Genomic DNA, 26009 nt, shown 5'->3' with positions numbered 1-26009 from the left:
ATATGCCGTCGTCAATGAAAGAAGTTTGGTTTGTAACTGGGTCACAACATTTATATGGCCCAAAAGTGTTAAATACCGTTGCAGATAATAGCGCTGCAATTGTGGCTGGTTTAAATAGCGAAGCTAATTTACCAGTTAACTTAGTGTGTAAGCCAACGGTGAAAACGCCTGAAGAAATTCATGCCGTGTGCCAAGCAGCCAACACCGATCCTAACTGTGTGGGTTTAGTATTATGGATGCATACGTTCTCACCTGCGAAAATGTGGATTGCTGGATTAAACGAGTTACGTAAACCATGGTTACACCTTCATACGCAATTCAATGCCGCGCTACCGTGGGCTGATATTGATATGAACTACATGAATACCCACCAAAGTGCCCACGGTGACCGTGAATTTGGTTTTATCGGCACAGTGATGCGTAAAGAGCGTAAAGTGGTTGCAGGTCATTGGCAACGCGCTGACGTACAAAAGCAAATTGATGATTGGTGTCGCGCTGCTAAAGGTTGGGCTGAAAGCCAAACACTTAAAGTGGCACGTTTTGGCGATAACATGCGTCAAGTTGCGGTTACTGAAGGTAACAAAGTATCAGCACAAATCACGTTTGGTTATGAAGTACATGCCTTTGGCGTAGCGGAGCTAGTTAAAGTTGTTGATACCGTCACTGATGCCGAAGTAGATGCCCAGCTTGAAGTATACAAAACTGACTATGTGATTAGCGATGAAACGCTGCAAGATGATTACAAAGTATCGATGCTACGCAACGAAGCACGTTTAGAGCTTGGTATGGAGCGCTTTTTAGAAAAAGGTGGCTTTAAAGCATTCACTAACTGTTTTGAAGATTTATCAGGTTTATCAGGTTTACCGGGCCTTGCAACGCAGCGCTTAATGGCGAAAGGTTACGGCTATGGTGGCGAGGGCGACTGGAAAACAGCTGCTATGGTTCGCATCATGAAAGTAATGGGTGAAGGCCGTGAAGGCGGTTGTTCATTCATGGAAGACTACACCTATAACATGGGTGATACTGACCAAGTATTGGGTGCTCACATGTTAGAAGTGTGTCCATCAATTGCAGCGAAAAAACCGCGTCTAGAAGTTCACACTCATACAATTGGGGTGAAATGTGATGTAGGTCGTTTATTGTTTACTGCTAAAGCTGGTGCGGCAATTAACGTTTCACCAATTGATATGGGTAACCGTTTCCGCATCTTAATTAACGAAGTAGACACGGTAACACCACCGGCTGAATTACCACACTTACCAGTGGCGTCAGCATTGTGGGAACCAAAGCCAAACCTTTCAGTAGCGTCTGCTGCGTGGATCCATGCTGGTGGTGCACACCACACTGCATACAGCCAAGCGGTCACTACAGATATGATTGTTGATTTTGCTGAAATGGCTGGCGTTGAAACCATGATCATCGATGCTGATACCAGCATCCGTGGTTTCAAAACAGAACTACGCCATAATGCAGCGTATTACATGCTAAAGCGCGGCTTATAATTTTATAGCGCAAGTAGACAATAATATGTTGTTTTCATAAGCCAGCCTAGCGCTGGCTTATGCTATTGTGGGCTTTTAATTTTAGGAGTAACAATGCTAAGTCTAACAAAATACCAAGGCATTATTTTTGATATGGATGGTACGCTAATCGATTCGATGGGCGCACATTTGCAAGCGTGGGAGCTGACCTGCCAAGCTTTTGGCTATCCGTTTGACTACGACTACATGTATGGTTTAGGTGGCGTGCCAACGCTTGCAACCGTTGATATTCTCAATGAAAAATATGGACTTAGTCATGATCCTGATGAAGTTGCCAAGCAAAAACACCAATTTTGGTTAGGCTTAAACCATCAGCCAGAAATCATTACTGAGACAGTCGATGTATTAAACTATTACCATGGCAAAATGCCTATTGGGGTAGGTACTGGCGCGGACCGTGCGCATGCCATTGAGCATCTAACTCAAACAGGGTTAATCGATAAAATAGACGCATTAGTTACTGCCAGTGATGTTCGCCACGGTAAACCACACCCAGAAACTTTTTTAAGCGTAGCCAAACAAATAAACATTCAACCACAAAATTGTGTGGTGTTTGAAGACACGCAAATAGGCTATCAAGCAGCTCAGGCTGGTGGTATGGACTGCATTTTAGTCAAAGACGGCAAAATACAACTAAAAAGTTAGGCGAATAAATTTGCAATCGATCACTGTATTGTATTATAAAAGTATAAATACAATTATAATAAGGTTATTGTCATGTCATTGCAATGTGTAACTCAGCGCCTAACAGCGGTTCATCAGTCGTCAACATCGATTAAAAAATTATCTCGCGGTATCTTTGCAATAGCAGTGTCCTTTGGGATTGCTTTAACCCCCGCGTGTGCTCACCAAGGAGACAATATGACCAATTCACCTTCTGCATTACTGCACGCTTATGGCAAGCTGGCAGACCAAACTCCGATCAACCAAGTTACCCTAACCAATAGTAATGGCGTGAGCGTTGATGTGATCAATTATGGCGGCATTATTACCCGTATCGAAACGCCAGACAGCAATGGCAACATGGGTAATATTGTTTTAGGTATGGATAATTTAGAAGATTACACTAATGCAACCACTTACTTTGGCGCGATCATTGGCAGATTTGGTAACCGTATTGCTAATGGTAAATTTAGCTTAAACGGCACTGACTATCAGCTAGCAACTAACGATGGTGCTAACCATTTACACGGTGGTGTGCAGGGCTTCGATAAAAAAGTCTGGACCATGGCTCCATTTAGTACAGAAAACAGTGCGGGTGTTACACTTAGTTTAGTGAGCCCTGATGGTGACCAAGGTTATCCTGGAGAGCTGACCACACAAGTCACCTATACATTGACCAACAAAAATACCCTTGATATGCAGTTTGTGGCAAAAACAAATAAGCCAACCATCATCAATATGACCCAGCACAGCTATTTTAACTTAGCGGGTAAGGGCGATATTCTTGATCATCAAATGCAAATCAACTCAAACGCAATCACCCCTGTGGATGGCGGTTTGATCCCAACGGGTGAGTTGATGCAAGTGGCGGGTACGCCGTTTGATTTTAGAAATCCAAAAGCGATTGGCAAAGACATTAATATCGATGATGAGCAGCTCAAGCTTGGCAAAGGTTATGACCATAACTTTGTGCTTAAAAACAAGCCTAATCATGATTTGATTGAAGCCGCTAATGTGTATGAACCAAGCTCAGGGCGTACCTTGACTGTGTATACAGAAGAGCCAGCGGTACAGTTTTACTCAGGCAACTTTTTAGATGGCAGCAGTAAACAAGCCTCGGGTTTAGTGCATAAATTAAGAAGTGGTTTTTGTTTAGAGCCACAGCACTTCCCAGACGCGCCTAATCAGCCAACATTCCCAAGCACAACACTGCTCCCTGGTGAGGTTTACTCAACTCGTATCGTGTATGAGTTTGGTACTAAGTAATGCACGTTGTTAATCAAATAGGGCTGCTGTTTGCAGCCTTAGTGATAACAACTGCGGCGCAAGCGACTGAGGTTGCGACCATTCGCAGCCCGGATCAGCAGTTAACTTTATTGGTTGATTTAGATGAGCAAGGGCAGCTAAGTTATCAAGTACAGTCAGGTAGCGATAAGGTCATTGAGCCTTCTTTATTAGGTATCACGCTTAATAATACCGACTTTACTAAGCGATTGAGCTTAGCCGCAGTTTTAAAACAGCCCACAGTAAATGACAGCTACCAGCTTTTTACTGGTAAGCAACAGTTTGTTGATTACCAGGCTAACAGTACGGTTGTTAGTGTGACTAATCAGCAACACGAAACATTGAATGTTCGCTTTCAAGTGAGCAACGATGGGGTTGCTTTTCGCTACGAGTTAGATGGGGAGTCCTCGGATACGCGGGTCGTTATGAGTGAACAAACGGGTTTTAACTTTCCAAGTGAAACCGTTGCGTGGTTACAGCCTAAAGCGCAAGCGCAATCTGGCTGGATGAACACTAACCCTTCTTATGAAGAAGAATATTTACAAGCGACAGCATTAACGACCCCTGCAATAACCAATAATGGCTGGGTGTATCCGGCATTATTTAAGCACCAAGATCAGTATATTTTAATCTCAGAAGCTGGTGGTGAAGACTATTACAGTGGTACTAATTTAACCAATAATAGCCAAGGGCAGTTTAAGGTTCGTTTTCCTGATCAGCGTGAAGTTACTTCTAATGGTGGCTATTTACCAGAGCATACACTGCCGCTGTTATCGCCTTGGCGTTTATTGGTAATTGGCACGTTGCAAACGGTTACTGAGTCTACTTTAGGGACTGACTTAGCCCGACCAAACCAGCTAACTAACACTGATTTTGTTAAACCGGGGATTGCTGCTTGGAGTTGGGGGTTATTAAAGGATGACTTTACAACCTTTCCTGTGCAAAAACAGTTCATTGATTATGCAGCAGATATGCACTGGCAATATGTATTGATTGATGCGGATTGGGATCAAAAAATAGGCTGGGAGAAAATGCAGCAGTTGGCAGCCTATGCTAAGCAAAAAAATGTTGATTTATGGGTTTGGTATAACTCATCAGGCGCGTGGAATAACACGGTTTATTCTCCTAAAAGTGCATTACTAACGCGTGCTGATCGCATTAAACATTTTGCAAAACTTCAAGCTATGGGAATTAAAGGCATTAAAGTCGACTTCTTCCCGGGTGATGGTTCATCTGTGATGGCCTATTACGAAGCTATGCTGAAAGACGCAGCAGCACATCAGTTAATGGTCAATTTTCATGGCACCACTTTGCCAAGGGGCTTGCAGCGAACTTATCCTAATCTAATGACCTCCGAAGCAGTAAAAGGCTTTGAGATGATAAGCTTTTTTCAAGCATTTGCCGATAAAGAAGCGCAGCATGCAGCGACCTTAGTGTTTACTCGGAACGTGTTTGATCCAATGGATTTTACACCTATGGTACTTGGTGATATTCCTAATATTGAACGCAAAACCAATAATGCCTTTGAGCTCGCGCTGCCGATTTTATTTACATCTGGGGTACAGCACTTAGTGACAACGCCTGAGCAAATGACGAAAGTTTCAGAACCAGTAAAAGCTTATTTGAAATCGCTGCCTACTCTGTGGGATGAAACAAGGCTCTTGCAAGGCAGCCCAGGTAAGCATGTGGTGATGGCGAGACGTTCTCGCTGCAACTGGTATGTTGCAGGTATTAATGCGCAGGATAAAGCTATTACGTTAGATATTGACTTAAGCTTTAGTAACTTCAGTTCAGCCCAGCTACTTAGCGCAGGTAAAAAATTAACACAGGTTGAGGCGCAACAGCTCAACTCAAAACTGTTTTCTATAAAATTAAACCCCAATAGCGGGTTTGTTATAATAACTAAGGGTGATAACAACAATGAATGCACAACATCACTTGCGCACTAAATTAAAGCGTACTGCTAAAGCAACAGGCCTTGTAGGTTTATTCGCTTTGTCATTAAGCTCACTTACAGGGTGTGAATCTACAACCCGCGCAGACACACAACAAACACAAGATGCAGCACCAATCGCGAGCGCAAAAGCGCCCACGCAAGATGATGGCGTATTCACTAATCCATTATTTCCTAATGGTGCCGATCCATGGCTTGAGTACTGGGATGGTAACTATTACCTAACGACGACAACATGGACATCTGAATTGGTGATGCGTAAATCACCTACTTTAGCAGGACTTGCCGATGCAACCCCAGTAAATGTATGGTCAGCGACCGATCCTGCGCGTTGTTGTAACTTTTGGGCGTTTGAATTTCATCGTGTTAAAGGCCCTGACGGCTACCGTTGGTACATGATGTATACAGCAGGGACTGATGGTACTTTAGATAACCAACATCTTAATGTATTAGAAAGTGCCGGTGACGACCCAATGGGTCCGTATGAATACAAAGGCGCACTCATGCCTGATGTATGGAATATCGATGGTAACTACCTAAACTATAAAGACAAACTGTATGTGATCTACTCACAGTGGCAAGGAGATCAACAGTTAAACATTATTGCTGAAATGGAAAACCCGTGGACATTGAAAAAGAATTCACCGCACACGTTGATCACACGTCCTGAACTCGATTGGGAGATCAGTGGCCGTAAAGTTACCGAAGGCGCTGAGATTTTACAGCATAACGGTCGCACTTTTATGACTTACTCAGCAAGCTTTTGTAACACGCCAGATTATAAGTTAGGTATGTTAGAGTTGGTGGGTGATGATCCGCTAGATGCAAACAGCTGGAAGAAGTTTGACGAGCCGGTATTTGAACGTACTGATGAAGTATTTGGCCCTGGTCACAATGGTTTCTTCACTTCGCCAGATGGCAGTGAAGATTGGCTGGTATATCACGGCAATGACTCAGTAGAGCATGGTTGTAGTGCCACACGTTCTTTGCGTGCGCAAAAATTTACTTGGCATGATAATGGCACACCAAACTTTGCAAAACCAGTAACACCGGGTGTTGAAGTGGCTCCACCATCAGGTGAATACGGCCCGCTTGTAACTCGTGTGCAAGGTCAGCGTTATAACTTAGTTAATGCGACCAGTGGTTTATGCTTAGACATTGCAGCCGATCCTCAAGATGCGCGTGCTGTGCAACGTCAATGTGCAAGCACTAATGGGCAATGGGTGATTGATGCCACTACTGATGGTTTTGTACGTTTAGCGAACCGTGAAGACAGCAAGTTTTTAGAGCTGGCTAATTGCAGTGATGCTGATAATGCGAAAATACAATCTGCAGCGTGGCGTAATAACTTCTGTCAGCAATGGAAAGTAGCACCAAGCACTGATGGTAATGTCACTATTACTAACCGTTACACTGAAAAACCATTAGCCGTAGCAGGGTGTTCAGCCGCGCAAAATCAAGCGGTTTTACAACAAGGTAAAGATACTGCATGTGCTGATTGGCAGTTACAGCCTGTAGGTAGTGTCGCGGTAATGAGCCAACAAAGTGGTAAAGCATTGAGCGTTGCAGGAGCTGTTAAAGCGGGTACTAATGTTGAGCAACAAGCGTTTACTCACAGCGATGCCCAGCAATGGTTCTTTGCGCCAACAGACACAGGCTACGTTGCTCTAAAACAAGACCTAGATAGCGATTATTGCGCTGCTGTGGCAAACAATGCTTTAGTGCCTGGCGCTAACGTTGAAATGGCTTCGTGCGAAACTAAAACAGCACAATGGCGTATAACCCCTGTTGAAGGTGGCGGGGTGATGTTGATCAACCGTTATACAAAGCAAGCACTGGGTTTAAGTGATTGTGGCCTTGCAGATAAAACTAATTTTGCACAACAACCTGATTTAGGTAACAAGTGCCAAATTTTCCATTTACGAGAACCAAAGTAAATGTAAATAAGCGTTCGACTCTCACCAAGCCACTGTTTCGATAGTGGCTTTTTTATGTGTATGTAGCGTGCGTTTTAATTTTATGAACTTACATTTGAATAGTCGTGTTATTGCCATCATTAATAAAGTGCTCTCGCGGCCTGTACATTTAGTATTTTTTAACAAACTGCCAAAGTTAAGCGATTCGCTCAATATAAAAGGTGGTTGTATTTTAAGCTGTTGTCGCTAATTTAATTAGTGTAAGGTGACGCAGCAAAGGTACAATTTGATTGTCCATAATTGTAAGATACAGTGAACCAAGTGTAATGTTAGCGTAGGCTGCTAATATGTAAGGTAAAGCCAAAGATAATTATAAAATAAACTTAAAAAATAGCGCTTTTTATAGATAGAAGCAGGCACAGGAATAGGAAGCCTCATGATATTAAGAATGATTTTATTATTGAGTTTATTGTCAAATATAAATGCAAATGCTCAGGATCCAGAGCCTGAACTTACAATTTTGTTGAACGACTGGCCACCTTATAATTTTAACAAAGGTGGTAAGCTAGTTGGTATTAGCACAGAGTTAGTAGAAGCCGCGCTGCAAAAAGCGAACATCAAATACAAACTGTTAGTTTATCCTTTTAAACGCGCTTTATACACTGTCCAACAAACTCCTAACACTTTGCTTTTTACAGTAGCTCGCATTCCTGAGCTCGAAAATATGTATAAATGGATTGGCCCTTTGCACACCAGAGAGGTATATCTGTATAAATTAAATTCCCGATCTGATATACAGATCAACAAAATCGCAGATATCAAACAATATAAAACTAGTGTGCTGATGGGCGGTTCAGTTGAGCAATTCCTTAAACGTAATCACTTTCAAGAAAATATAGACTACTATGTTACTGTTAATTCAGAACAAATATTAAAAGCTTTATTTAAAAAAAGGACAGATCTGATCCCTGGAGATCCATTAGATTTAGCCTATCAAATGAAAACGCTGGGCTATGATCAGTCAGCAATTGAAAAAGCCTATTTACTGTCGAACGAAGGTGGCTATTACATGATAGCTAATAAAAAAACATCAGATGAAATGATAACAAAAATTCAGAAATCTTTAGATGAAGTGCTTGCATCAGATAAGAAAGATAAAACTATCGAAAAGTATCTACAAATAAAAAGCGGTTCCTTTAACTAAAAATCTATCGATTAAACAATCACTAATTATTTTGGTGATTAAATTGCAAAGCTAATTGCGCCTGGTAGCAGAAGGCATTTTAATGGCCGATTTACTTTTGTCAGTAAAAATTGCTGTAGCAAGGAAATACGAGTGCACCAATCTGCCTAGCGATTGGCCAGTTTTTATAACTCATAATTATGCCTAATTGTTGATATTGCGCTTATTTAAGTATAGCTAAAAACACGATTGCTAATAATAGAATATGAGCAGTACTACAATAGTAACAACTAATCGCGATTTCAGTTGATCACACCATGGCACTGACAAGTGCACCTGTGTCGGTAATACCAGCTTCTTTCATCGCTTCAGCGATGGTTTGAACTAACGAACCCATTTGAGCTTGCATTGATACAATCATATTAGTTTGCGCTTCGACTTGTGCTTTAACAGCTTCATCTTGCTGGTTATCTAGCGCTTTTAACTTTTCGAGTTGCTCTTTTTGTTGTTCAACCTGCTCTTTGATTTTTTTCAGCTGTTCGATCATTTTAGCGATATGATCGGGCATATCTGAACTGGCCTCTTTTTCTGCTTTCTCTTTAGTTTCCCGGCCTGATATATTGTCTAACTCTTTTTCTGATAAACGATAGCCAGTAGTATCGTTACTTTTTACCGTAGACTCTGATGGTGACGCAATTGGCTGTCCCAGTGGTTTATGTATCTGCATCATGGCTCTTTATAATGTGATTTAATCATACTTATCGGCTGAAAGAGGCGTTACTAAAGGGGAGACATGTAAATAAAAGCCAAATATTAATTTGGCTTTTATTTGGATAGCTGCAGACTAGCGAACTTGGTTAGCCCACTTTTCACCGGCTGGTGTGCGGCGCCATTTAAAATACTGATCAAGTGTTTCTAGCGCTTGTTTGTCGGGCACTGGGCCGACTTTTGGTTGCTGTTGAAAATACATAGTGCTGGGTTTGTCATTATTAAAAGCAGGCCAATTTGGTAATGCATCGTCATTTGGATTGCCATTTTTGGCAAAGTTAGTCCAGTAGGTTGCCATTATATCTGACATTTTTAAATCATTTTTAGTTACATTCGGATCTGCTTTATTAAGGTTTTTAAACATATAGGCTATTTCATGACCGTGGCCAGAGCCATGATCTTCGTCTTTGGCATCAGGTGTACGTTTAGGGTGGTGATCGAAGTAATAAAGATATGCTGGGGCTTTACCATACTGAGTTTGTAATTTAGCCCAGCTCCAGGTATGCCAACCAAATGCGGCATCACGTACTAGGTTTCGAGCACTGCGAGGGATGCTATTTTTTGCAACAGGGTAAGCTTCAAGTAAGCTAGGCGCAAATTGACCGAAACGAGTTTTTACTCCATCAACAAAATTATTAACATCAGGGTCCCACACAAAGCTGACGCCTTCATCGGAGTTATAACCAATTAAAGCGGGTACATCATTAAACTTGCCTTGCTGATAGAGCTTATATTGGTCGCCCTTGATCACATAGTCGTCAACAATAGGCCAGCCACCTGGTAGCGACCAACCTTTTGGTATAAAGGTGTCTGCGCTCATTTTACGCAGCTGTGCAATTGAGGTTGTGCCAAACTGTTTTACATAGTCGAAACCTTCTGCTTGAGCCTGCTCTAGGGTCGACATGTTTTCACCAGGGTAATTTTTTATGCGAGTAGGACCAAATGAACCACCACTTTGCGAGATAACTTTGTTAAATAACCCTTTAGCTAACGGTGAGGCGGCAAGCATGCTAACCGAAATGCCGCCCGCAGATTCACCAGCGATGGTAAGATTATTTGCATCACCACCAAACTCACTAATGTTTTGTTTAAGCCACTTTAAGGCGGCTAGTTGGTCGAGCAATCCATAATTACCTGATACGCCAACTGGGCTTTCCTTATTAAGTTCAGGATGGGCTAAAAAACCTAATTGACCAACGCGATAAGCAATAGACACTACTATCACGCCTTTATTGGCAAGCTCAGTACCATCAAAAATAGGATCGGATGAGCTACCAAAACTAAAGCCACCGCCGTAAATCCAAACTAATACAGGGAGTTTATCTACGCTCGATTCTGCCGACGTCCAAATATTTAAATATAAGCTATCTTCACTGATCCCAGATACAGGGTTGCCTGCTTGTATTGGGGCAGGGGCATACTCTTGTGCTTTACGTACACCTTGCCATTTTTCAGCCGGTTGCGGGGCTTTCCAACGTAATTCTCCCACGGGTGGTTTAGCAAACGGCACACCTTTAAATACCGCTAAGTTATGCTCTGCCGTGCCTTGAAGTTTACCTTGTGCCACAGTGACTTGGATGAGTGGCTCGGCGTTGACAGCGGTCACTGTTGCCGTTGTTGCAGTAAAAAATGTAGCCCATAAAAGCCGCTTAAGTGTTGATGTGTTCATAATCATTCCTTTTAAAATTGTTTTGCTTTTATATCCCAATTAACAAAGTCAGCTGTTTTACCCTGCAAAAATAGCGTTGCATTGGTTTGCTTATCTTTTAATTGCCAATCCAGCCACTTAATAGCTAGCTTTGAGAACGAACCACCAAACGGCTGTTCAAATGTTCCTGAATGCCCCGCGGTTTTATGATTAGCAAAGATCACGGGCACATGACTTATGCGTTGATAATCAAGCTTGGCATTGTCAGTGGCAATATCAGTGGGTCCACCAACAAGGTAGATTACAGGAGCATGCAAGTTTTGCAGTGACTTAACATCAGCGCTTGCCATGGTCATATCACCAATACCTGAATTAAACATTAAACATTAAATAACTGCAGACTCTTTTATCTGCCCCAGTGGCAAGTAGTTGCGCGCCGCCACATGACTGGCCTGCAATGGCGATTTTCTCAAGATTTGCGCTTTGGTAAAATTCACTTAATGGATTTGCAGATTGCGCTGTGATCCAATCAATCGCGTGAGGGATCATGCTATTACTGGCCTTATTTAAGGGCCTGTCATCAAGGCTGTTTTGCATTTTGCCCAGAGCAATGACTAAGTAACCGTGCGAAGCAATGTCAGAGAGCATATGCTCAAATGGATAGGAGGTATCCATACAGCCGCCGTTAGCAAATACCATAACGGGTAGTTTTGGCGACGGGTTTTGCCCAGCGCTTAACTGCTTCGGGCGGTATATAACATAGTCACTTAACGAGGTTTCAGTGGCTGCAATGGCGCTAAATGGGCCACTGCCACCTTCGTCTATCACTTTATAGTTAGCAGTTTTCGCAAAGCATAGTGAGGGTATCAAGCATATTAAGGTGATGAAAAGACGTTGCATAGCTCCTTCCTTAGTTAATATTGTATTATAAATATCACTGTATATGATGTTGTGTATGTTGAAAATAAAAAGTTAAAAAAAAGCCAGACTCTTGTCTGGCTTTTTATGACAACAAACTATTGGGTAAGGCAGCTCACCCTAAATAGCTTACTCTGGTGCAGTAGCTGCATCGTAGAGTGCTTTGATTGCGTCAGCATCGATTGCGCCGTTAAATATTTTTAACTCATCAACCGCGCCGTTATACGGTGTATCCCAGTAGTTTACACCTAACGCAAATTCATTGGTTTCGCCTTCGACAGTGAATACGCGAGGGAAGCCACCAGCTTCAATTTTAAGTTCACCATTTACGTACATTTTCAGCGTATCACCGTTGCTGCCATCAACCGTGAAGGCAACATGAGTCCACTCTTTAGCAGGGATGCGCATGCCTAAATCACCATTATCAAAGAATGCACCGCCACCATTTGCCCATAGACGTGTAGTATTTGAATCAACCATTGAGGGTACTAAGCTGACCCACGTTGATGAACTAGCCCCTGCAAAAAATGCGGTGGTGTAATCTGAGAATGTTTCAGGTTTTAACCACATTGATACCGAGTAGTCGTTGGTGGTGATCAAATTATTTGGTAAACGCACGCCTGAACCTTGCAGGAATAACGCTTGGCCTTTAATGCCTTCAACAAAAGTGGCGTTACCACCGGTGTTATCAATACGGTCGCCAGTTGGTTTAGCACTTGCGTATGCATCTTTAAGCTCTGCTAAATCGCCTTCAAAGCTATATTCTGCAGGGGCAAGTGATTTAATGGTAACTGCAAAAGTTTTAGTATCTGTAAAGTCTTTATAGTTAATTGTTGCTGTTAAAGTAACAACTTGATCGCCAACATTGGCGCTTGGCTGATTAACAACGGCAGTGCCATTAACAGGTTTCAAGAACTCTTCATTATTCGATGTCCAGCTAATACCTGACACAAACGGTCCAACACGGGGTAATTCAAAGCTTTCACGGATAGCCGTTGTATCACCTAAATCAAGTGCATCAGTAATGAAGGTTTCAAACTTAGTTGGATCAGTTAGATTGTTAATCGCTGCACCATTAATATCTAAGCTGTTTAATGCGTAATCATAGACAATAAATTCATCTACTTGACCTTGGAATGGTGCATCCCAGCCAAAGTTTACACCCAGTGCAAACTTGGCCGTATCACTACTAAACATGTCAGGGCGTGGCATTGAACCAACAAGTGCTCCATTAGAGTAGTACTTCATTGTGCCGTTAGCATAAGTGATAGTAACATGACTCCACTGTCCAGCCGTAGCGCCTTGAGTCATTTCGATTTGATTCCACTGCTCTACTTCAGGCTCAACAAGGTAGCGGCTCCATAGTAGTGTATTAGTCGTGAAGTGAGGTGCGCCACCTGGAATATAGCTAATCCAACGGTCAGCGTTTTCTGCTGCAAAAAATGCGGGGCTGTAACCAGTTACAACGTCAGGCTTTGACCAAAATGAAACGGTGTAGCTGTCAGAATTGATAATGTCATCCGGTAAACGCACACCGGTTGAGCCATCAAAGTTAAATGCTTGGCCTGTTTGGCCCACGCTATAGGCAGCAGTGCCAGCACCTGTGTTGTCTAAGTTATTATCTGTGGTGACGGCATCAGCAAGGTTGCTTAAATTATCTGTTAAGCCGTTTTCAAAGCTATAGTGTGCAATCGCATTTTTATATACCGGACGAGCTTTAACATTAACATTAAAGCTCTTAGTGATGGTTTCACCGTTAAGTGACATACTAGCGGTTAATGTAACTGCTTGATCGCCACGATCAGGGGTGGGAATAAATACAGAGCCATTTGCATCAATGTAATATTCATTACTTGATTCCCAGCGAATAGTCGTACCCGCTTTCCCTTTGGTTGGTAATGAATAACCTTCATCAGCAATTGACAGCTCAGTCTTAATATTTAGCGCATCGTTCACGGTTGCTAATACACTGGCGGTTTCATCAATCTCAGCAATTTTACTGCCCCACACCGTGGCGTTTTCAAGTGATACAGCAGAGAAGGTGACCACTAAGTCTTGCTTACTATCATCCCATTGCCATTTAGCAACACCGTAATAAGTACCAGATCCAAGCTCAAGTTTGACGTTTGAATCATCAACCATATACCAAATACCCGTATCATCACCGGTCACTGAGTGATCAGCATTTAATGCTATGTAAGTTGAGCGCACCGCACTGGTATTAACATCAGTACCATGATTTATAAATTTGTAGTATCCGTACAATTGCTCAGCAACCACTAAATTATCACCCTCTAGTGGTACAAAACGTTGTGGTGAGGTGACAGGCCAACCTAACGAATTGATAAACATCTCATGCACGCGAACTTGGTGAGCTTCACTCGCTGTCGGAAACGGTGACGAGGTTTGTGGGAAGCGCGTGTGGGTAATCAATAAGTGACGGCCAGTCGCTTCGTCATAATGTGCTGAATTATGGCCCGGTGATTGATAACCCCAAGCAGGTGACGTTTCACCTAGCTCTTGAGTGTACTCAAAGCCACCTAATAGTTTTTCACCAATTTCTAGACCACCTACAGTGGCAATATCGTTGCCAGCGGTATCTAAGTATGGGCCATCTGGTGTTTTTGAACGTGCTACACGGATATTGTAACCACCGTTTACATCAAAACCCGCGACTGAATAAAACAAGTAATAGTAGTCACTTTCTGGGCTGTACATAGCAAATGCGCCTTCAATGGCTCTAAAGTCACCACCCACTAAGTGTTTACCATAGCCTTGCTCACCGTCAGGTATACCGGTTTCTTCATTCATTGCCAGTACAAAAATACCGCCAGAATATGAACCATAAACCATCCATAATTGGCCGTCTTTATCATAAAAGGCGGCAGGGTCAATGGCATTCGGGTCAACCGCACCATTCCACGTTGTTTGGCCATTATCTAGGGGATACTGCGCAAATTCTTCGTCATTGCGATAGCCACTGCGTAAGAATACACCTTTGTTTTTATATGGACCTTCTACAGAATCAGCTTCGGCAAGGCCTAAGTACGAGCGGTTCCAGCATACTTCATCAACAACGTCAGGTGTGTCAGGGTTATCTTGGGCGCAATGGTTATAGTAAAACCAAAACTTACCATTGGGTGCTTTCACCACATCAGCAGCCCAGTTACCGGTAAATCCATCAGTCCACTCAATACCTTCGGCGATTTCGCTAGTGTAATTAAAGTCAAAAAGCGGGCTTTCATTCACGGCTTCATTAGCGGAAAGACTTGAAATCATTTCCCAATTTAATAAATCAGTTGATTTTGCTACCGCTAAATGTGAACCAAAAATGTAATAAGTACCGTCAGTTTCAATTACGGAAGGATCATGTACGCCAACATAAGTTACCGCTACATTACCTTCTTCGTTGTACTCAACGCTATCACTGACGGTTGGTTTTGCACTTTGTGGCTGGGCAACTGCTGGTGATGACTCAAGCTTAGTGCCTTCTTCAGAGCATGCTGTAACAGCTAAAGCGCAGGTGATCACCATTGCTAATCTGGTTAGTTTCATTTTTGTGTGTCCTCTTATAACGGGGATTTTTGTTATTTAATGTTGTCGATAAAATTGCTGTACACCTAACGTAAAGTAGTAAATACGTAGTATTGTAATTTTATAGTACTATTTAAGATGTGCAAATACTTTTGCAAAAGTAATTAACATGTAAATTAAAAGTGCTTTGTTTACAATGATTACCGCGGTGTTTTAATTATTATCAAGCAATGGTTTGTGCTGCTTTTTCGCTGTTTTAATGGGAACACTAGATGTGTCTAGCAGGTAGGGGAAGATAAATCATAGTAATGAGGGCTCTGCAATAAGAGCCCATTTATTGACTGAGTTATTTACCTTTACTCAATCCTTCAGTGGTCATGATGATACGCTGCAAGGTGCCATCATCATTGTAGAGCAGTGGTTCAATCGCAACAGAGCGACGAAAGCGTCCGCCACTTGGTTTGCCGTCTTTTGGTGGTACTGCACCGGTATGGTAAATAAAGTAACTTTTACCTTTAAATTCGATAATTGATTGGTGATTGGTTTCGCTGTTACCGGCAATCTCATTGAGGATACCTTGGTACTGCCAAGGCCCATGGATACTTTTACTCATCGCATAACAGATCTTTTCAGGGAATTCACACGCATAAGATACGTAATAGTATTCTTCTTTCTTATGTACCCACAGTGCTTCAGTAAAGTTTGGTAAATCAATGGTTTTAATTTCACCATCCAAGCTGAGTAAGTCATCACTTAGTTTTACATATTTAGGCACTAAGTTACCAAAAAACATGTATGTATCACCGTTTTCTTCTACATAGATAGCCGGATCAATATCATCCCAGTCATTAGGTGTATGTTTGGTCATATCATCGGTTACTAGTGCATGACCGATGGCATCTTTAAATGGGCCAGTAGGGGATTTTGAGGTGGCAACCCCAATTGCAAAACCTGGTTTAGTATCATCATGGCGAACGGTAGTAAAAAAGTAGAAAGTACCGTCTCGTTCAATCATATGAGAAGCCCAAGCTTCACCTTTCGCCCATTTAAAGTCAGTGGCTTTCATAATTGGGCCGTGCTTTTTCCAATTCACCATATCGGTTGATGAAAAGGCAAGCCAGTCATGCATTTCAAAAAATACATCGTTATTGGGGGCTTCATCGTGGCCGGTATACAGGTAAACCGTATCTTTGTGCACCAATGCGGCAGGATCTGCAGTAAACACATCGGTAAATAATGGGTTTTGTGCAGCGGCCATAGTGCTAGATAGCAGTAACGGCAGTGCAAAGGCTGTTAATTTATTGTTCATTAGGTGTCCTTTGTGATTAATGATTGTAATTCAATATACGCTCTTCACGGTCACAGACTCAAATTGTATTATAAAGTACGAAAATGAGCTTAATTGGTACAAAAAAGTAAACATACAGTGAAAAACAATTCTATATTGTAATATTGTAATGTTGTATTTTTTATTATCTTAGCAGCAAAATTGCGAAGGTAAATATCTGGTTACTTATTTTTTGTAACTCGACAGCCTACTACTATGTAGATGTTTCGCTTTTTTAATTGTTTATACTGTTGTATTTTATTGTTTATTTTAATTTTTAGGACGTATGCAAGCAAACCGGTAAGGTTTAATTGGGAGAGAACTTTAATATATTCTTTACGGATTGTTTTAATTTGGATTTTAGAGTTGACCGCTGATTAGTCATACAATATGATCAAAGTTCGGGCGCTAATCTATTAACAAAATAATATGTAGATCCCCGTGTACTGTTTTGACAACATCTCTGGACAATGCAGTGGTCACTCTTCGGTAGCTAAATGGAATAGTTCAGCCCGCCGATATAACTATAACTTGGAGAACACCGCTAATGTTTAAAAGAACACACATAGCAAGTGCGATAGTGTTGGCATTCACTTGTCAATTTGCCTATGCACAACAAGAAGCAATTAATACTCCTGAAGAAAGCGTTGATGAAATCGAGGTTATTCAGGTTACAGGTATTCGCGGCAGTTTAAATAAAGCGTTAGATGAAAAACGTGCTAGCGTGCAAATCGTTGACGCTATTATTGCTGAAGATATTGGTAAGTTCCCCGATAACAACGTAGTAGAAGCATTGCAACGGGTAACTGGGGTGCAAACTACTGGCCGTGGTGCGGGTGAAGTGAGCCAAGTATCTATTCGTGGTTTGTCGGATGTGCATACCACTGTAAATGGTCGTGATATTTTTACTGGTGCAGGGCGTGATGTAGCGCTACAAGATATCCCAGCAAGCTTATTATCGGGTGTTACCGTTTATAAAACACGTTCAGCTGATCAGGTAGAGCGTGGTATTGCCGGTTCAATCGACATTAAAACTAATCGTCCTTTTAATTTTGACGGCAAAAAAGTTGTTTTAGCTGCACGTGGTATTTACTCCGATCAACCTGATAAAGTTGACCCAAATGTGAGCGCATTATTAAGCAACCGCTGGGAACTTGATGGTGGGGGTGAGTTTGGTGCACTGTTTAATGTGTCGTACTCTGAGACCCATTATCGAGATGATACAATAACAGCGGGTGCAGCGTTTCCATTTTTTACCAATAAACCGCAAGCAATGTATTCACCCTATTCACGTATTCCTGAATATGATTCGCAAGGTAATAAAGTTTGGCAAATAGGTCTAGAAAATGGTTTACCCTATGCTCCGGGCTCTACATTGAATGTTGAGGGTGAACCAACCGAGTATTTAATTGCCCGTGATGCGATATTTGGTACGTCTTTTACTGGTTTGCGTAAACGCCCTGCTGCTTCAATTTCACTTCAATGGGCGCCGGTTGATACCCTAGAAATTACCGCTGAAGGCTTTTACACCGGTTATGAAAATGAATCGCAAAATGCCATGTGGTTCTCTAATACGTTCGAAAACGGTAACGGCTTCATCGAAACGCCTGTTGTATTTGATGGCACTAACGTTGTAAAAGAAAAGCAAGCAATTGCTGTGGGTGGTTTCCAAAGTGGCGATTTCTCTTATGGTAAAACAGACAGCTATTTATACGCACTTGGTGCACAGTGGCAAGCCAGTGATTATTTAACTATTAACACTGAGGTCGTTTATCAAGAAAGTGAGTATGAAACAGACTTTTTTGCAATGCGCTTTGACCGTGTTGCAACTGGTTTAGATGTTGATTTTAATGACAATGATGGTGTTCCAGGTATCGCATTTTGGGATGATCCTAATACAGCTGTAAATGAAGCCGATATGGCTGCAATACAAAACTGGAATGCGGGAACAGCCTATGATAATGGAGGCGGGAATCGCGGCGACTCAACAACATTTACCTTTGATGCTGAGTATCTAGTAGGTGGTAACTTTTTCGATAAAATTAAATTTGGTGGTCGTTACGAAAAACGCACCGCTGAAGAATTCACTCGAACAAATGAAGGTGGGATCGGAAATAGTACAAGTGTTGAAAGCCTGATCCAACAACTTGGTGCAGCTGGTGCAGCAGGCGATGGCTCTGGAATAGTATTCCAAGTTGATGACTACTTTGATGGCCGTGCAGATACATTTAATAGCTTTATCACCGCAGATGGTGGCTATATGCTAGATAACGCTGGTGCAGTTCGCAGCGTGTATGATCTAGAAGCAGAAGATGTATATAAGACCTTTGATATCGAAGAAAACTCGTATGCGCTATATGCCACAACAAACTTTTTCTTAACTGAAAATATCAGCGGGGAGTTTGGTGTTCGCTATGTGAGCTATGAGCAAGAAATGGATTTTACTGCTGAAACAGGGCTAAATACCAATGTGTTTGAGTCAAGCTCTGCGAGCGCAGATGTCAGTAAATTACTGCCAAGCTTAGTTCTAAACTGGAATATAACCGATGATGTGATAGGGCGTTTTGCATATACTAATACCTTACGTATGCCTAATTTCACAGATTTAAATGCCTTGCAATACTGGACTGAACCATTAACTGATGGGACTAAAAACGGTACTGGGGTGGGGGGGAATCCGCAATTACAACCTGAGGAGTCTACAAACTATGATGTGTCACTTGAGTGGTATTTTGCAGATTCGAGCTCTTTATATGCAACGTACTTTTTACGTGACATAGATAGCCGGATTGTCCCTGGGCGTAAAATTGTAATGCGACCTAGAGCGTCAGATGGAGAGGTTATTCCCTTTGCATTAAGTGCGCCTGTGAATGCCAGTGAAGGTGAATTATCTGGTTTAGAGCTTGGTTTAGTATATTTCCCAGATAATTTACCGGAGATGCTTGACGGAGTTGGTGTACAAGCAAGTTTTACTGCGCTAGATTCATCTCAACAATTACCAGAATATAATGATGATGGAACTATTAGTGGTTATGTTGAGTCAAGCATGGCCGGTGTGTCGGATCAGTCATACAGTATTGTGGGTATTTATGAGCGAGATTCGTTTGATATGCGTTTATCGTACGTATGGCGTTCAGAGTTCTATACCGGTAACGAAGCGGCTATTTTTGCGAACCCGCTACAATTTTGGAGCCGTCCTGAGCAAAGTTTAGACTTTCAATTTAGTTATGACGTGACGGATGATTTTGTGGTGACATTTGATGCAACAAACATCTTAGATGATGTGTATCAAAGCTATTACGGTGAAGGTAACGATAACCTATTTAACTTTAGCAACGGTATCTACTCTCGTACATTTGCAATTGGTGCACGTTACACTTTCTAATATTTATATAAGCCCAAAAGTATAAGCCCAAAAAGTCCCAGCCTGTCTGGGACTTTTTTTATCCAACGGCACCTCTTACCTAGCAGTACCTAAAATGTTAATTTTTAACTGGGTTTTATGATGATTATCAAAATGAACTTGTTGTACAGAGCAATAAGTTGCCTTGGCTAAATTGTAATATAGTATCTTTATTTGCCATGTTAAATAAAATAAATTCATTTAATTGTTGCAAAAATATAGTTAAGCTCTTAATCCTTTCCATAATAAAATAACTAAGATTATGTTATTTATTGTTTTATTTTCTATTCTTCACAACTTTAAAGCCTGTATTTCGATTTTTTCAATTAACATTTATTTAGCGTTATAAGTTGACTGCTAATTAATCATACAATATTATCAATGTCAGGCAGCAAATAATTAACATAATAAAAGACAACCTTAATACAGGCTCTGACAACAAGCTTTGTACATAAGGGGGAGCAGAGGGTAATTAGCCTTCTGGGGGAAAAACAAATGGAGAACACCACTCATGTTCAAAAAAACACACATAGCTAGCGCAATTTTAATGGCAGTGTCATGCCAGTTTGCATATGCACAGCAAGAAGATAATACATCAGCAAATGCTGAGAAAGACGACATTGAAGTTATTCAGATTTCTGGTATTCGTGGTAGCTTAAATAAAGGCCTGAACATTAAACGACAGTCATTCCAAGTAGTTGATGCAATTGTAGCTGAAGATATCGGTAAGTTCCCTGATAATAACGTTGTAGAAGCGCTGCAACGGGTAACCGGTATACAGGTTACTGACCGTGGTGCTGGTGAAGTAAACACGGTATCTATCCGTGGTTTAACGGACGTAACAACAACAGTCAATGGTCGACAAGTATTTACAGCTTCTGGTCGTAATGTAGCGCTTGCTGATATTCCGGCAGCTTTATTGGAAAGTGTTGATGTATTCAAAACGCGTTCCGCTTCACAAGTAGGTAGTGGTATTGCCGGTCAAATTGACATCAAAACCCAGCGCCCATTTAACTTCGATGGCTCAAAAGTGGTTGTTTCTGCTCGCGGTGTTTACCAAGACCAAGCAGAAGAGGTTGATCCAATTTTATCTGCACTAGCGAGTAATCGCTGGGAATCTGGTATGGGGGAGTTTGGTGCGTTGATCAACCTTTCATACGCAGAGACTAATTACCGCGACCAAAATATGGCTGCAGGTGCAATGGTGCCATTTATGACCCTTAACCCGGCAGCAGGATTTGCACCGTTTGAGCGTATTTTCCCAAGCAATGGTAATGTAAGTGAAAGCCCAATATGGGAACCTGGTCTTGAAAACGGCCTACCATATCAATCGGGTTCGACATTGAATATCAATGGTGTGCCAACTGAATATTACTTGTCACGCGATGCCGTTTTTTCTAATGACTTAACTGGTAAGCGTGAACGCCCAGCTGCCAATCTTTCATTGCAATGGCGCCCTAACAGCGATTCACAATATACCTTTGAAGCCTTTTACAATGGCTACCGTAATGAGTCATTCAATTCGCTAAGCTTTACCTTCGTAGATTGGTGGGGCAATGTTGATACGCAAAATCCACCGACGACCTTTGACGGTACTAACATTATTAAAGAACGTTATGTTGATGCACCATACGGTTTTAATAGCGGTGATTTGAATGTAAGTAAAACCGACAGCTACGTGTTTGCATTAGGTGGTGAATGGACTATCAATGATAACTTTAATTTGTCGTCTGAAATTTATTATCAAGATAGTCAGTTTGAAACTGAGTTTTTAGCAATGCGCAGTGAGCGCGTTGCTTATGGTTTAAATGTAGATTTCAACGATAAAGATGGGATGCCGAGTTTAGAGTATGTTGATAATCCAGATACCACAGCGAATGAAGCTGATTTAACCGATACCTCGCAATGGAATATTGCTCAACTGTATGACAATGGTGGCAATCGCAAAGGTGATTCACTTACCTTCACGCTAGATGGTGAACTGTTTGTAGACCGTTTTGGCTTTGATGAAATAGGTTTTGGTATTAAATACGATAGTAAAGGCGCTTCAGAAGCATCACGTGAATCCAGATTTGATGTAGACATACTTGGACAGTCTTTCTCATCAATTGACGAAGGTTTAGCTTCTGTAAATGAAGGTTTTTTTGATGGCAAAGCTAATTGGCCATCATCGTGGGTTGCCCCAAGTGGGCATTACATTCAGGCGAATCGAGGCTATTTCCGCGAACTATATGGTATAAAGCCAGAAAGTTTGGAGTTAGAAAAAACATTCGATGTTGATGAAAAAGCGTATGCAGCTTACATTCAAGGTAACTTTTCAGGAACATTGTTTGGACGCGATATAGATGGTCAAGTTGGCCTTCGTTACGAAGATGCTAAGATTGATATGACCTTTTTCGACATTGATCAAAATCCTACCGCTGTTAGTTCGGCAGAAAATAGTTCATCGGCTTGGTTACCTAGCTTTGTTGTACGTTATCATTTGAGCGAAGATTTACTTGCTCGTGCCGCTTATACTCAGACTATTCGTCGTCCTGAGTTTTCACAGCTAAACTCGTTTATTTATTATACTGAAGATGTCACAGATATTGGTTATGGTACTGCAAATGGTGGGAATCCAAGCATAAAACCCGTTGAATCGAAGAATTATGATTTAACTTTAGAGTGGTATTTTGCTGAAGCAAGCTCGCTGTATGGCACATTGTTTAAGCGCGATATAGAAGGATTTGTCTATGGCTCTAACCGTATCATTCAATATCAAGGCCCAGATGCGACTGAGCCTGAGGATTACATTCTTACTCAACCAAATAATTCGTCAAATGGTACATTAGATGGCTTAGAACTTGGTCTTGTATATTTCCCTGACAATTTGCCTGATTGGTTAATGGGGGCAGGTATTCAAGCCAGTGCTACTTTACTTGATTCAAAACAAGATTTACCGAAGTATAACGATGTAGGTGAGTTAGTTGGTACAGATTCGCGTGATATGTTTGGTGTGTCTAAGTCATCGTACTCAACTGTTTTAATCTATGAACGAGAAGACTTTGATATGCGTTTGGCCTATTTATGGCGTGATGATTTCTTAAATAGCTATGAGGCCGCACAATTTGCTAACCCACTGGGTATCTACCGTAGCCCAGAACAGAGTTTAGATTTTCAGGTAAGCTACGATGTTACAGAAGATCTGATGGTTACATTTGATGGTACTAACTTAACGCAAGAAACGTATCAAAGTTATTATGAGTATCCAACGACACATAATTCAAATAGTGCACTATATAGTCGCACATTTGCATTAGGTGTACGTTACTCTTTCTAATCACAGTTATATCAAATAAAAGCCTCGGATCGTCCGAGGCTTTTCTATTTTCTATTATATGACCTTTGTCTAACCGAAAATGGTTGCGTTACAAATAGTATGATAATACTATTAATTAGGTTATCATTAAATTTACAATAATAAGCAATACAATGGTCACCAGTGTGATAAAACAAAGAATAGGTGACCTTTATTCTTTTAAATATGGCGTATTAAGGTACAACGTATTTTAAAAATCAGGTAGTTGTATGGAAAATCAAAAGTTATCAGTGGTAGAAAAAGTCGGTTTTGGTGCCGGTGATATGGCAGTAAACGTTATGGTTGCTGCATTATTTTATTTTATGTCGTTTTTCTACACCGACATTTATGGCCTCGACCCTGTTGATATGGGTATTTTATTTTTAGTTGCACGTTTTGTTGATGCGTTTACTGACCCATTAATGGGCGTGATTACCGATAAAGTAAAAACTCGCTGGGGGCAGTTCCGCCATTGGTTCTTATTTTTATCTGTGCCCTATGGTATTTCAATCGTCCTGCTATTTACCACGCCAGATTTTGATTACAATATGAAGTTGGTGTGGGCTTACCTTACTTATTTATTTGCCACCTTGATGTTTACCGGTGTAGCAATTCCTTATATTTCGTACATTGGCGTATTAACCGCAGATCCTAAAGAACGTTTATCAGCGAATGGTTTTCGGATGTTTTTTGCCAAAATAGCCAATGTTATTATTGTATTTTCAGTACCTTTACTTGCGTCAATGTGGGGCGGTGGCGATATCGCTCATGGTTATAAACTGGCAATGATTTTAGTGTCTACCTGCGGTGTAGCATTGTTTCTGTTTTGTTTTTTTACTACTCGTGAACGTATTACTCATGAACCACAAACCGAAAGTATACTGACCCAATTTAAAGTGCTGATTAAAAACGATCAATGGTTGCTGCTATGCGCCGCATGTGTGCTAGGTACTTTAGGTTATGCAATTCGTGGCAGTGTGGCTATGTACTACGCTAAGTACTATTTAGGTGCTCCTGATCTGGCGGGTACTTTTACCAGTGCCGGTATCGCAGCATCAATAGTATCTATGGTGGCAAGTACGTGGATCACCCAACGTTATTGTAAGTTAAAACTATTTAGATGGTCACAAATCGCAGTGTTGTTTATTTCGCTGATAATGTTTTTTGCAGTGCAACCTGGTGACATCTGGTTGGCCTTTGTGTTGTATATCATTTTATCTTTCGTGGTTGATTTGCATGCACCGGTGTTTTGGTCCGCGATTGCAGAAGCGGTTGACTATGGCGAAATTAAAGACGGTGTTAGGGCATCAGGTTTGTCATTTGGCGGGATTTCATTTTGCCAAAAAGCCGGTGGTGGTTTAGCGGGTCTTGCCGGTGGTTTACTGTTAGCTTTTTTTGATTACCAGCCAAATATTGAACAAAGTCAATTTACCATGACTGGATTAGCATTAATGCTGACCATAATTCCTGGTGTGTTTCATGCCATTTTGGGCTTTGTGCTATTTAAATACAAAATTACCGATAACTATTATACCGATATGGTTAAAAACCAGCGGTTACCAGAATAATTTTAGGAGCATTTATGTCAACTTTACCTAAACCTTTGATCCCACAACGTGCTGATCCATATATTCATAAGCACACAGATGGTTATTATTACTTTACCGCGTCAGTGCCTGCCTATGATGGCATTGAACTGCGCCGTGCAAAAACCCTAGAAGGGCTTGCAACTGCAACGCCAAAAATGGTCTGGATGAAGCCACAAACAGGTCCATATTCTGAGCTTATTTGGGCTCCTGAGATCCATTTTAATGATGGCGCTTGGTATGTTTATTTTGCCGCAGCACCGAGTCGTGAAATTAAGCACGATTTATTTCAGCATCGTATGTATGCAATTAGCTGTAAAGATGCGGATCCGATTGAAGGAGAGTGGCAGTTTTGCGGTCAAATTGAAACCCCATGGGATACTTTTTGTTTAGATGCCACGACTTTTTATCATAATGATGAGCTTTATTATTGCTGGGCACAAAAAGAACCGGGTGTAAAAGGTAACTCAAATCTGTACTTGGCAAAAATGTCATCACCAACAGAGATCACTGGCGAAATCACCCGTTTAACCATCCCTGAACTTGATTGGGAAATAATTGGTTTTTGGGTGAATGAAGGCCCTAACGTACTTAAACGTAACGGTAAAATATTCTTAACGTATTCAGCCAGTGCCACCGATGAAAACTATGCTATGGGCTTGCTATATGCGGACCTAGATAGTGATTTATTAGATATAAATAGCTGGACTAAAGTGCAAGAGCCGGTATTTCGTAGTAACGAGCCTAAGTCGATGTTTGGCCCCGGGCATAACAGTTTTACGCAAGATGAAAATGGTAACGACGTGCTGGTTTATCACTGTCGTCAATATACTGAAATTGAAGGTGATCCACTGTGGAACCCAGATCGTCATACCTTCACAAAATCACTAAATTGGGATGATAACGGTATGCCTGTTTTTGGTAAGCCTGGCGAACAATAAAAATAA

General features: G+C 41.4%; 16 protein-coding genes. 10 read left to right on the top strand and 6 right to left on the bottom strand.

The features are described 5' to 3' along the window. Positions 1-2 precede the first annotated feature (2 nt). The 6 genes from araA (at position 3) to H5180_RS00100 (ending at position 8562) form a co-directional block, all read left to right on the top strand. Positions 3-1502 (top strand): L-arabinose isomerase, encoded by a 1500-nt coding sequence (araA, locus tag H5180_RS00125; RefSeq protein ID WP_182757394.1) that lies wholly within the window; start codon positions 3-5, stop codon positions 1500-1502. 93 nt (positions 1503-1595) lie between these two features. Further along, positions 1596-2186, top strand: coding sequence for an HAD family phosphatase (locus tag H5180_RS00120; RefSeq protein ID WP_182757393.1), 591 nt, complete (start codon positions 1596-1598; stop codon positions 2184-2186). A 216-nt stretch (positions 2187-2402) separates the two neighbouring features. Continuing rightward, positions 2403-3470, top strand: a complete 1068-nt coding sequence (locus tag H5180_RS00115) for an aldose epimerase family protein (RefSeq protein ID WP_259399505.1) — start codon at positions 2403-2405, stop codon at positions 3468-3470. Further along, positions 3470-5437, top strand: a complete 1968-nt coding sequence (locus tag H5180_RS00110; protein ID WP_182757391.1) for a glycoside hydrolase family 97 protein — start codon at positions 3470-3472, stop codon at positions 5435-5437. Before H5180_RS00115 ends, H5180_RS00110 begins: the two co-directional genes overlap by 1 nt. Beyond that, entirely contained in the window at positions 5409-7379 is a 1971-nt protein-coding gene (locus H5180_RS00105; RefSeq protein ID WP_182757390.1) for an RICIN domain-containing protein, read from the top strand. Before H5180_RS00110 ends, H5180_RS00105 begins: the two co-directional genes overlap by 29 nt. A gap of 415 nt (positions 7380-7794) precedes the next feature. Then, a complete protein-coding gene (locus H5180_RS00100) occupies positions 7795-8562 on the top strand; it encodes an ABC transporter substrate-binding protein (protein ID WP_182717785.1) in 768 nt (255 codons plus the stop codon). A 289-nt stretch (positions 8563-8851) separates the two neighbouring features. Here the strand turns inward: H5180_RS00100 and H5180_RS00095 are convergent, their stop codons facing one another. The 6 genes from H5180_RS00095 to H5180_RS00075 all read right to left on the bottom strand — a co-directional run bounded on the left by H5180_RS00095 (position 8852) and on the right by H5180_RS00075 (position 16718). After that, a complete protein-coding gene (locus tag H5180_RS00095; RefSeq protein ID WP_246175461.1) occupies positions 8852-9271 on the bottom strand; it encodes a hypothetical protein in 420 nt (139 codons plus the stop codon). Positions 9272-9385: 114 nt separating this feature from the next. Then, positions 9386-10978, bottom strand: coding sequence for a carboxylesterase/lipase family protein (locus tag H5180_RS00090; RefSeq protein ID WP_182757389.1), 1593 nt, complete (start codon positions 10976-10978; stop codon positions 9386-9388). An 11-nt stretch (positions 10979-10989) separates the two neighbouring features. After that, positions 10990-11337 (bottom strand): hypothetical protein, encoded by a 348-nt coding sequence (locus tag H5180_RS23470; protein ID WP_259399504.1) that lies wholly within the window; start codon positions 11335-11337, stop codon positions 10990-10992. Then, a complete protein-coding gene (locus tag H5180_RS23465; protein ID WP_259399503.1) occupies positions 11330-11857 on the bottom strand; it encodes a chlorophyllase/cutinase-like alpha/beta fold protein in 528 nt (175 codons plus the stop codon). The genes H5180_RS23470 and H5180_RS23465 overlap by 8 nt, the downstream gene beginning before the upstream one ends. 147 nt (positions 11858-12004) lie before the next feature. Further along, positions 12005-15430, bottom strand: a complete 3426-nt coding sequence (locus H5180_RS00080) for a LamG-like jellyroll fold domain-containing protein (RefSeq protein ID WP_182757388.1) — start codon at positions 15428-15430, stop codon at positions 12005-12007. Positions 15431-15755: 325 nt separating this feature from the next. Continuing rightward, positions 15756-16718 carry a glycoside hydrolase family 43 protein gene (locus H5180_RS00075; protein ID WP_145234152.1) on the bottom strand — a complete coding sequence of 321 codons (963 nt, stop codon included), beginning with the start codon at positions 16716-16718 and terminating at the stop codon, positions 15756-15758. A gap of 565 nt (positions 16719-17283) precedes the next feature. Here H5180_RS00075 and H5180_RS00070 point away from each other — a divergent pair. From H5180_RS00070 to H5180_RS00055, 4 genes are all read left to right on the top strand, one after another. Next, positions 17284-20121, top strand: coding sequence for a TonB-dependent receptor (locus H5180_RS00070; protein WP_145234150.1), 2838 nt, complete (start codon positions 17284-17286; stop codon positions 20119-20121). A 529-nt stretch (positions 20122-20650) separates the two neighbouring features. After that, complete coding sequence (locus H5180_RS00065) at positions 20651-23458, top strand: TonB-dependent receptor (RefSeq protein WP_182757387.1); 2808 nt, start codon at positions 20651-20653, stop codon at positions 23456-23458. Positions 23459-23706: 248 nt separating this feature from the next. Continuing rightward, a complete protein-coding gene (locus tag H5180_RS00060) occupies positions 23707-25044 on the top strand; it encodes an MFS transporter (protein WP_145234145.1) in 1338 nt (445 codons plus the stop codon). A gap of 14 nt (positions 25045-25058) precedes the next feature. Then, on the top strand, positions 25059-26003 hold the full coding sequence (locus tag H5180_RS00055) for a glycoside hydrolase family 43 protein (protein WP_033103079.1): 945 nt from the start codon (positions 25059-25061) through the stop codon (positions 26001-26003). The last annotated feature ends 6 nt before the right edge of the window (positions 26004-26009 follow it).

It is taken from the genome of Pseudoalteromonas sp. SR41-4, assembly GCF_014163985.1.
Taxonomy (GTDB): Bacteria; Pseudomonadota; Gammaproteobacteria; order Enterobacterales; family Alteromonadaceae; genus Pseudoalteromonas; species Pseudoalteromonas rhizosphaerae.
The sequence above is the reverse complement of the archived record's forward strand: the minus strand, read 5'-3'. Positions and strand labels throughout refer to the sequence as shown.

Bases quoted from the DNA above. Each gene is read 5' to 3' on its own strand.
- H5180_RS00115 (WP_259399505.1), top strand. From the start codon at position 2,403: ATGACCAATTCACCTTCTGCATTACTGCACGCTTATGGCAAGCTGGCA.
- H5180_RS00095 (WP_246175461.1), bottom strand. From the start codon at position 9,271: ATGATGCAGATACATAAACCACTGGGACAGCCAATTGCGTCACCATCA.
- araA (WP_182757394.1), top strand. From the start codon at position 3: ATGCCGTCGTCAATGAAAGAAGTTTGGTTTGTAACTGGGTCACAACAT.
- H5180_RS00070 (WP_145234150.1), top strand. From the start codon at position 17,284: ATGTTTAAAAGAACACACATAGCAAGTGCGATAGTGTTGGCATTCACT.
- H5180_RS00090 (WP_182757389.1), bottom strand. From the start codon at position 10,978: ATGAACACATCAACACTTAAGCGGCTTTTATGGGCTACATTTTTTACT.
- H5180_RS00080 (WP_182757388.1), bottom strand. From the start codon at position 15,430: ATGAAACTAACCAGATTAGCAATGGTGATCACCTGCGCTTTAGCTGTT.
- H5180_RS00060 (WP_145234145.1), top strand. From the start codon at position 23,707: ATGGAAAATCAAAAGTTATCAGTGGTAGAAAAAGTCGGTTTTGGTGCC.
- H5180_RS00120 (WP_182757393.1), top strand. From the start codon at position 1,596: ATGCTAAGTCTAACAAAATACCAAGGCATTATTTTTGATATGGATGGT.
- H5180_RS00065 (WP_182757387.1), top strand. From the start codon at position 20,651: ATGTTCAAAAAAACACACATAGCTAGCGCAATTTTAATGGCAGTGTCA.
- H5180_RS00055 (WP_033103079.1), top strand. From the start codon at position 25,059: ATGTCAACTTTACCTAAACCTTTGATCCCACAACGTGCTGATCCATAT.
- H5180_RS23465 (WP_259399503.1), bottom strand. From the start codon at position 11,857: ATGCAACGTCTTTTCATCACCTTAATATGCTTGATACCCTCACTATGC.
- H5180_RS00105 (WP_182757390.1), top strand. From the start codon at position 5,409: ATGAATGCACAACATCACTTGCGCACTAAATTAAAGCGTACTGCTAAA.
- H5180_RS00075 (WP_145234152.1), bottom strand. From the start codon at position 16,718: ATGAACAATAAATTAACAGCCTTTGCACTGCCGTTACTGCTATCTAGC.
- H5180_RS00110 (WP_182757391.1), top strand. From the start codon at position 3,470: ATGCACGTTGTTAATCAAATAGGGCTGCTGTTTGCAGCCTTAGTGATA.
- H5180_RS23470 (WP_259399504.1), bottom strand. From the start codon at position 11,337: ATGTTTAATTCAGGTATTGGTGATATGACCATGGCAAGCGCTGATGTT.
- H5180_RS00100 (WP_182717785.1), top strand. From the start codon at position 7,795: ATGATATTAAGAATGATTTTATTATTGAGTTTATTGTCAAATATAAAT.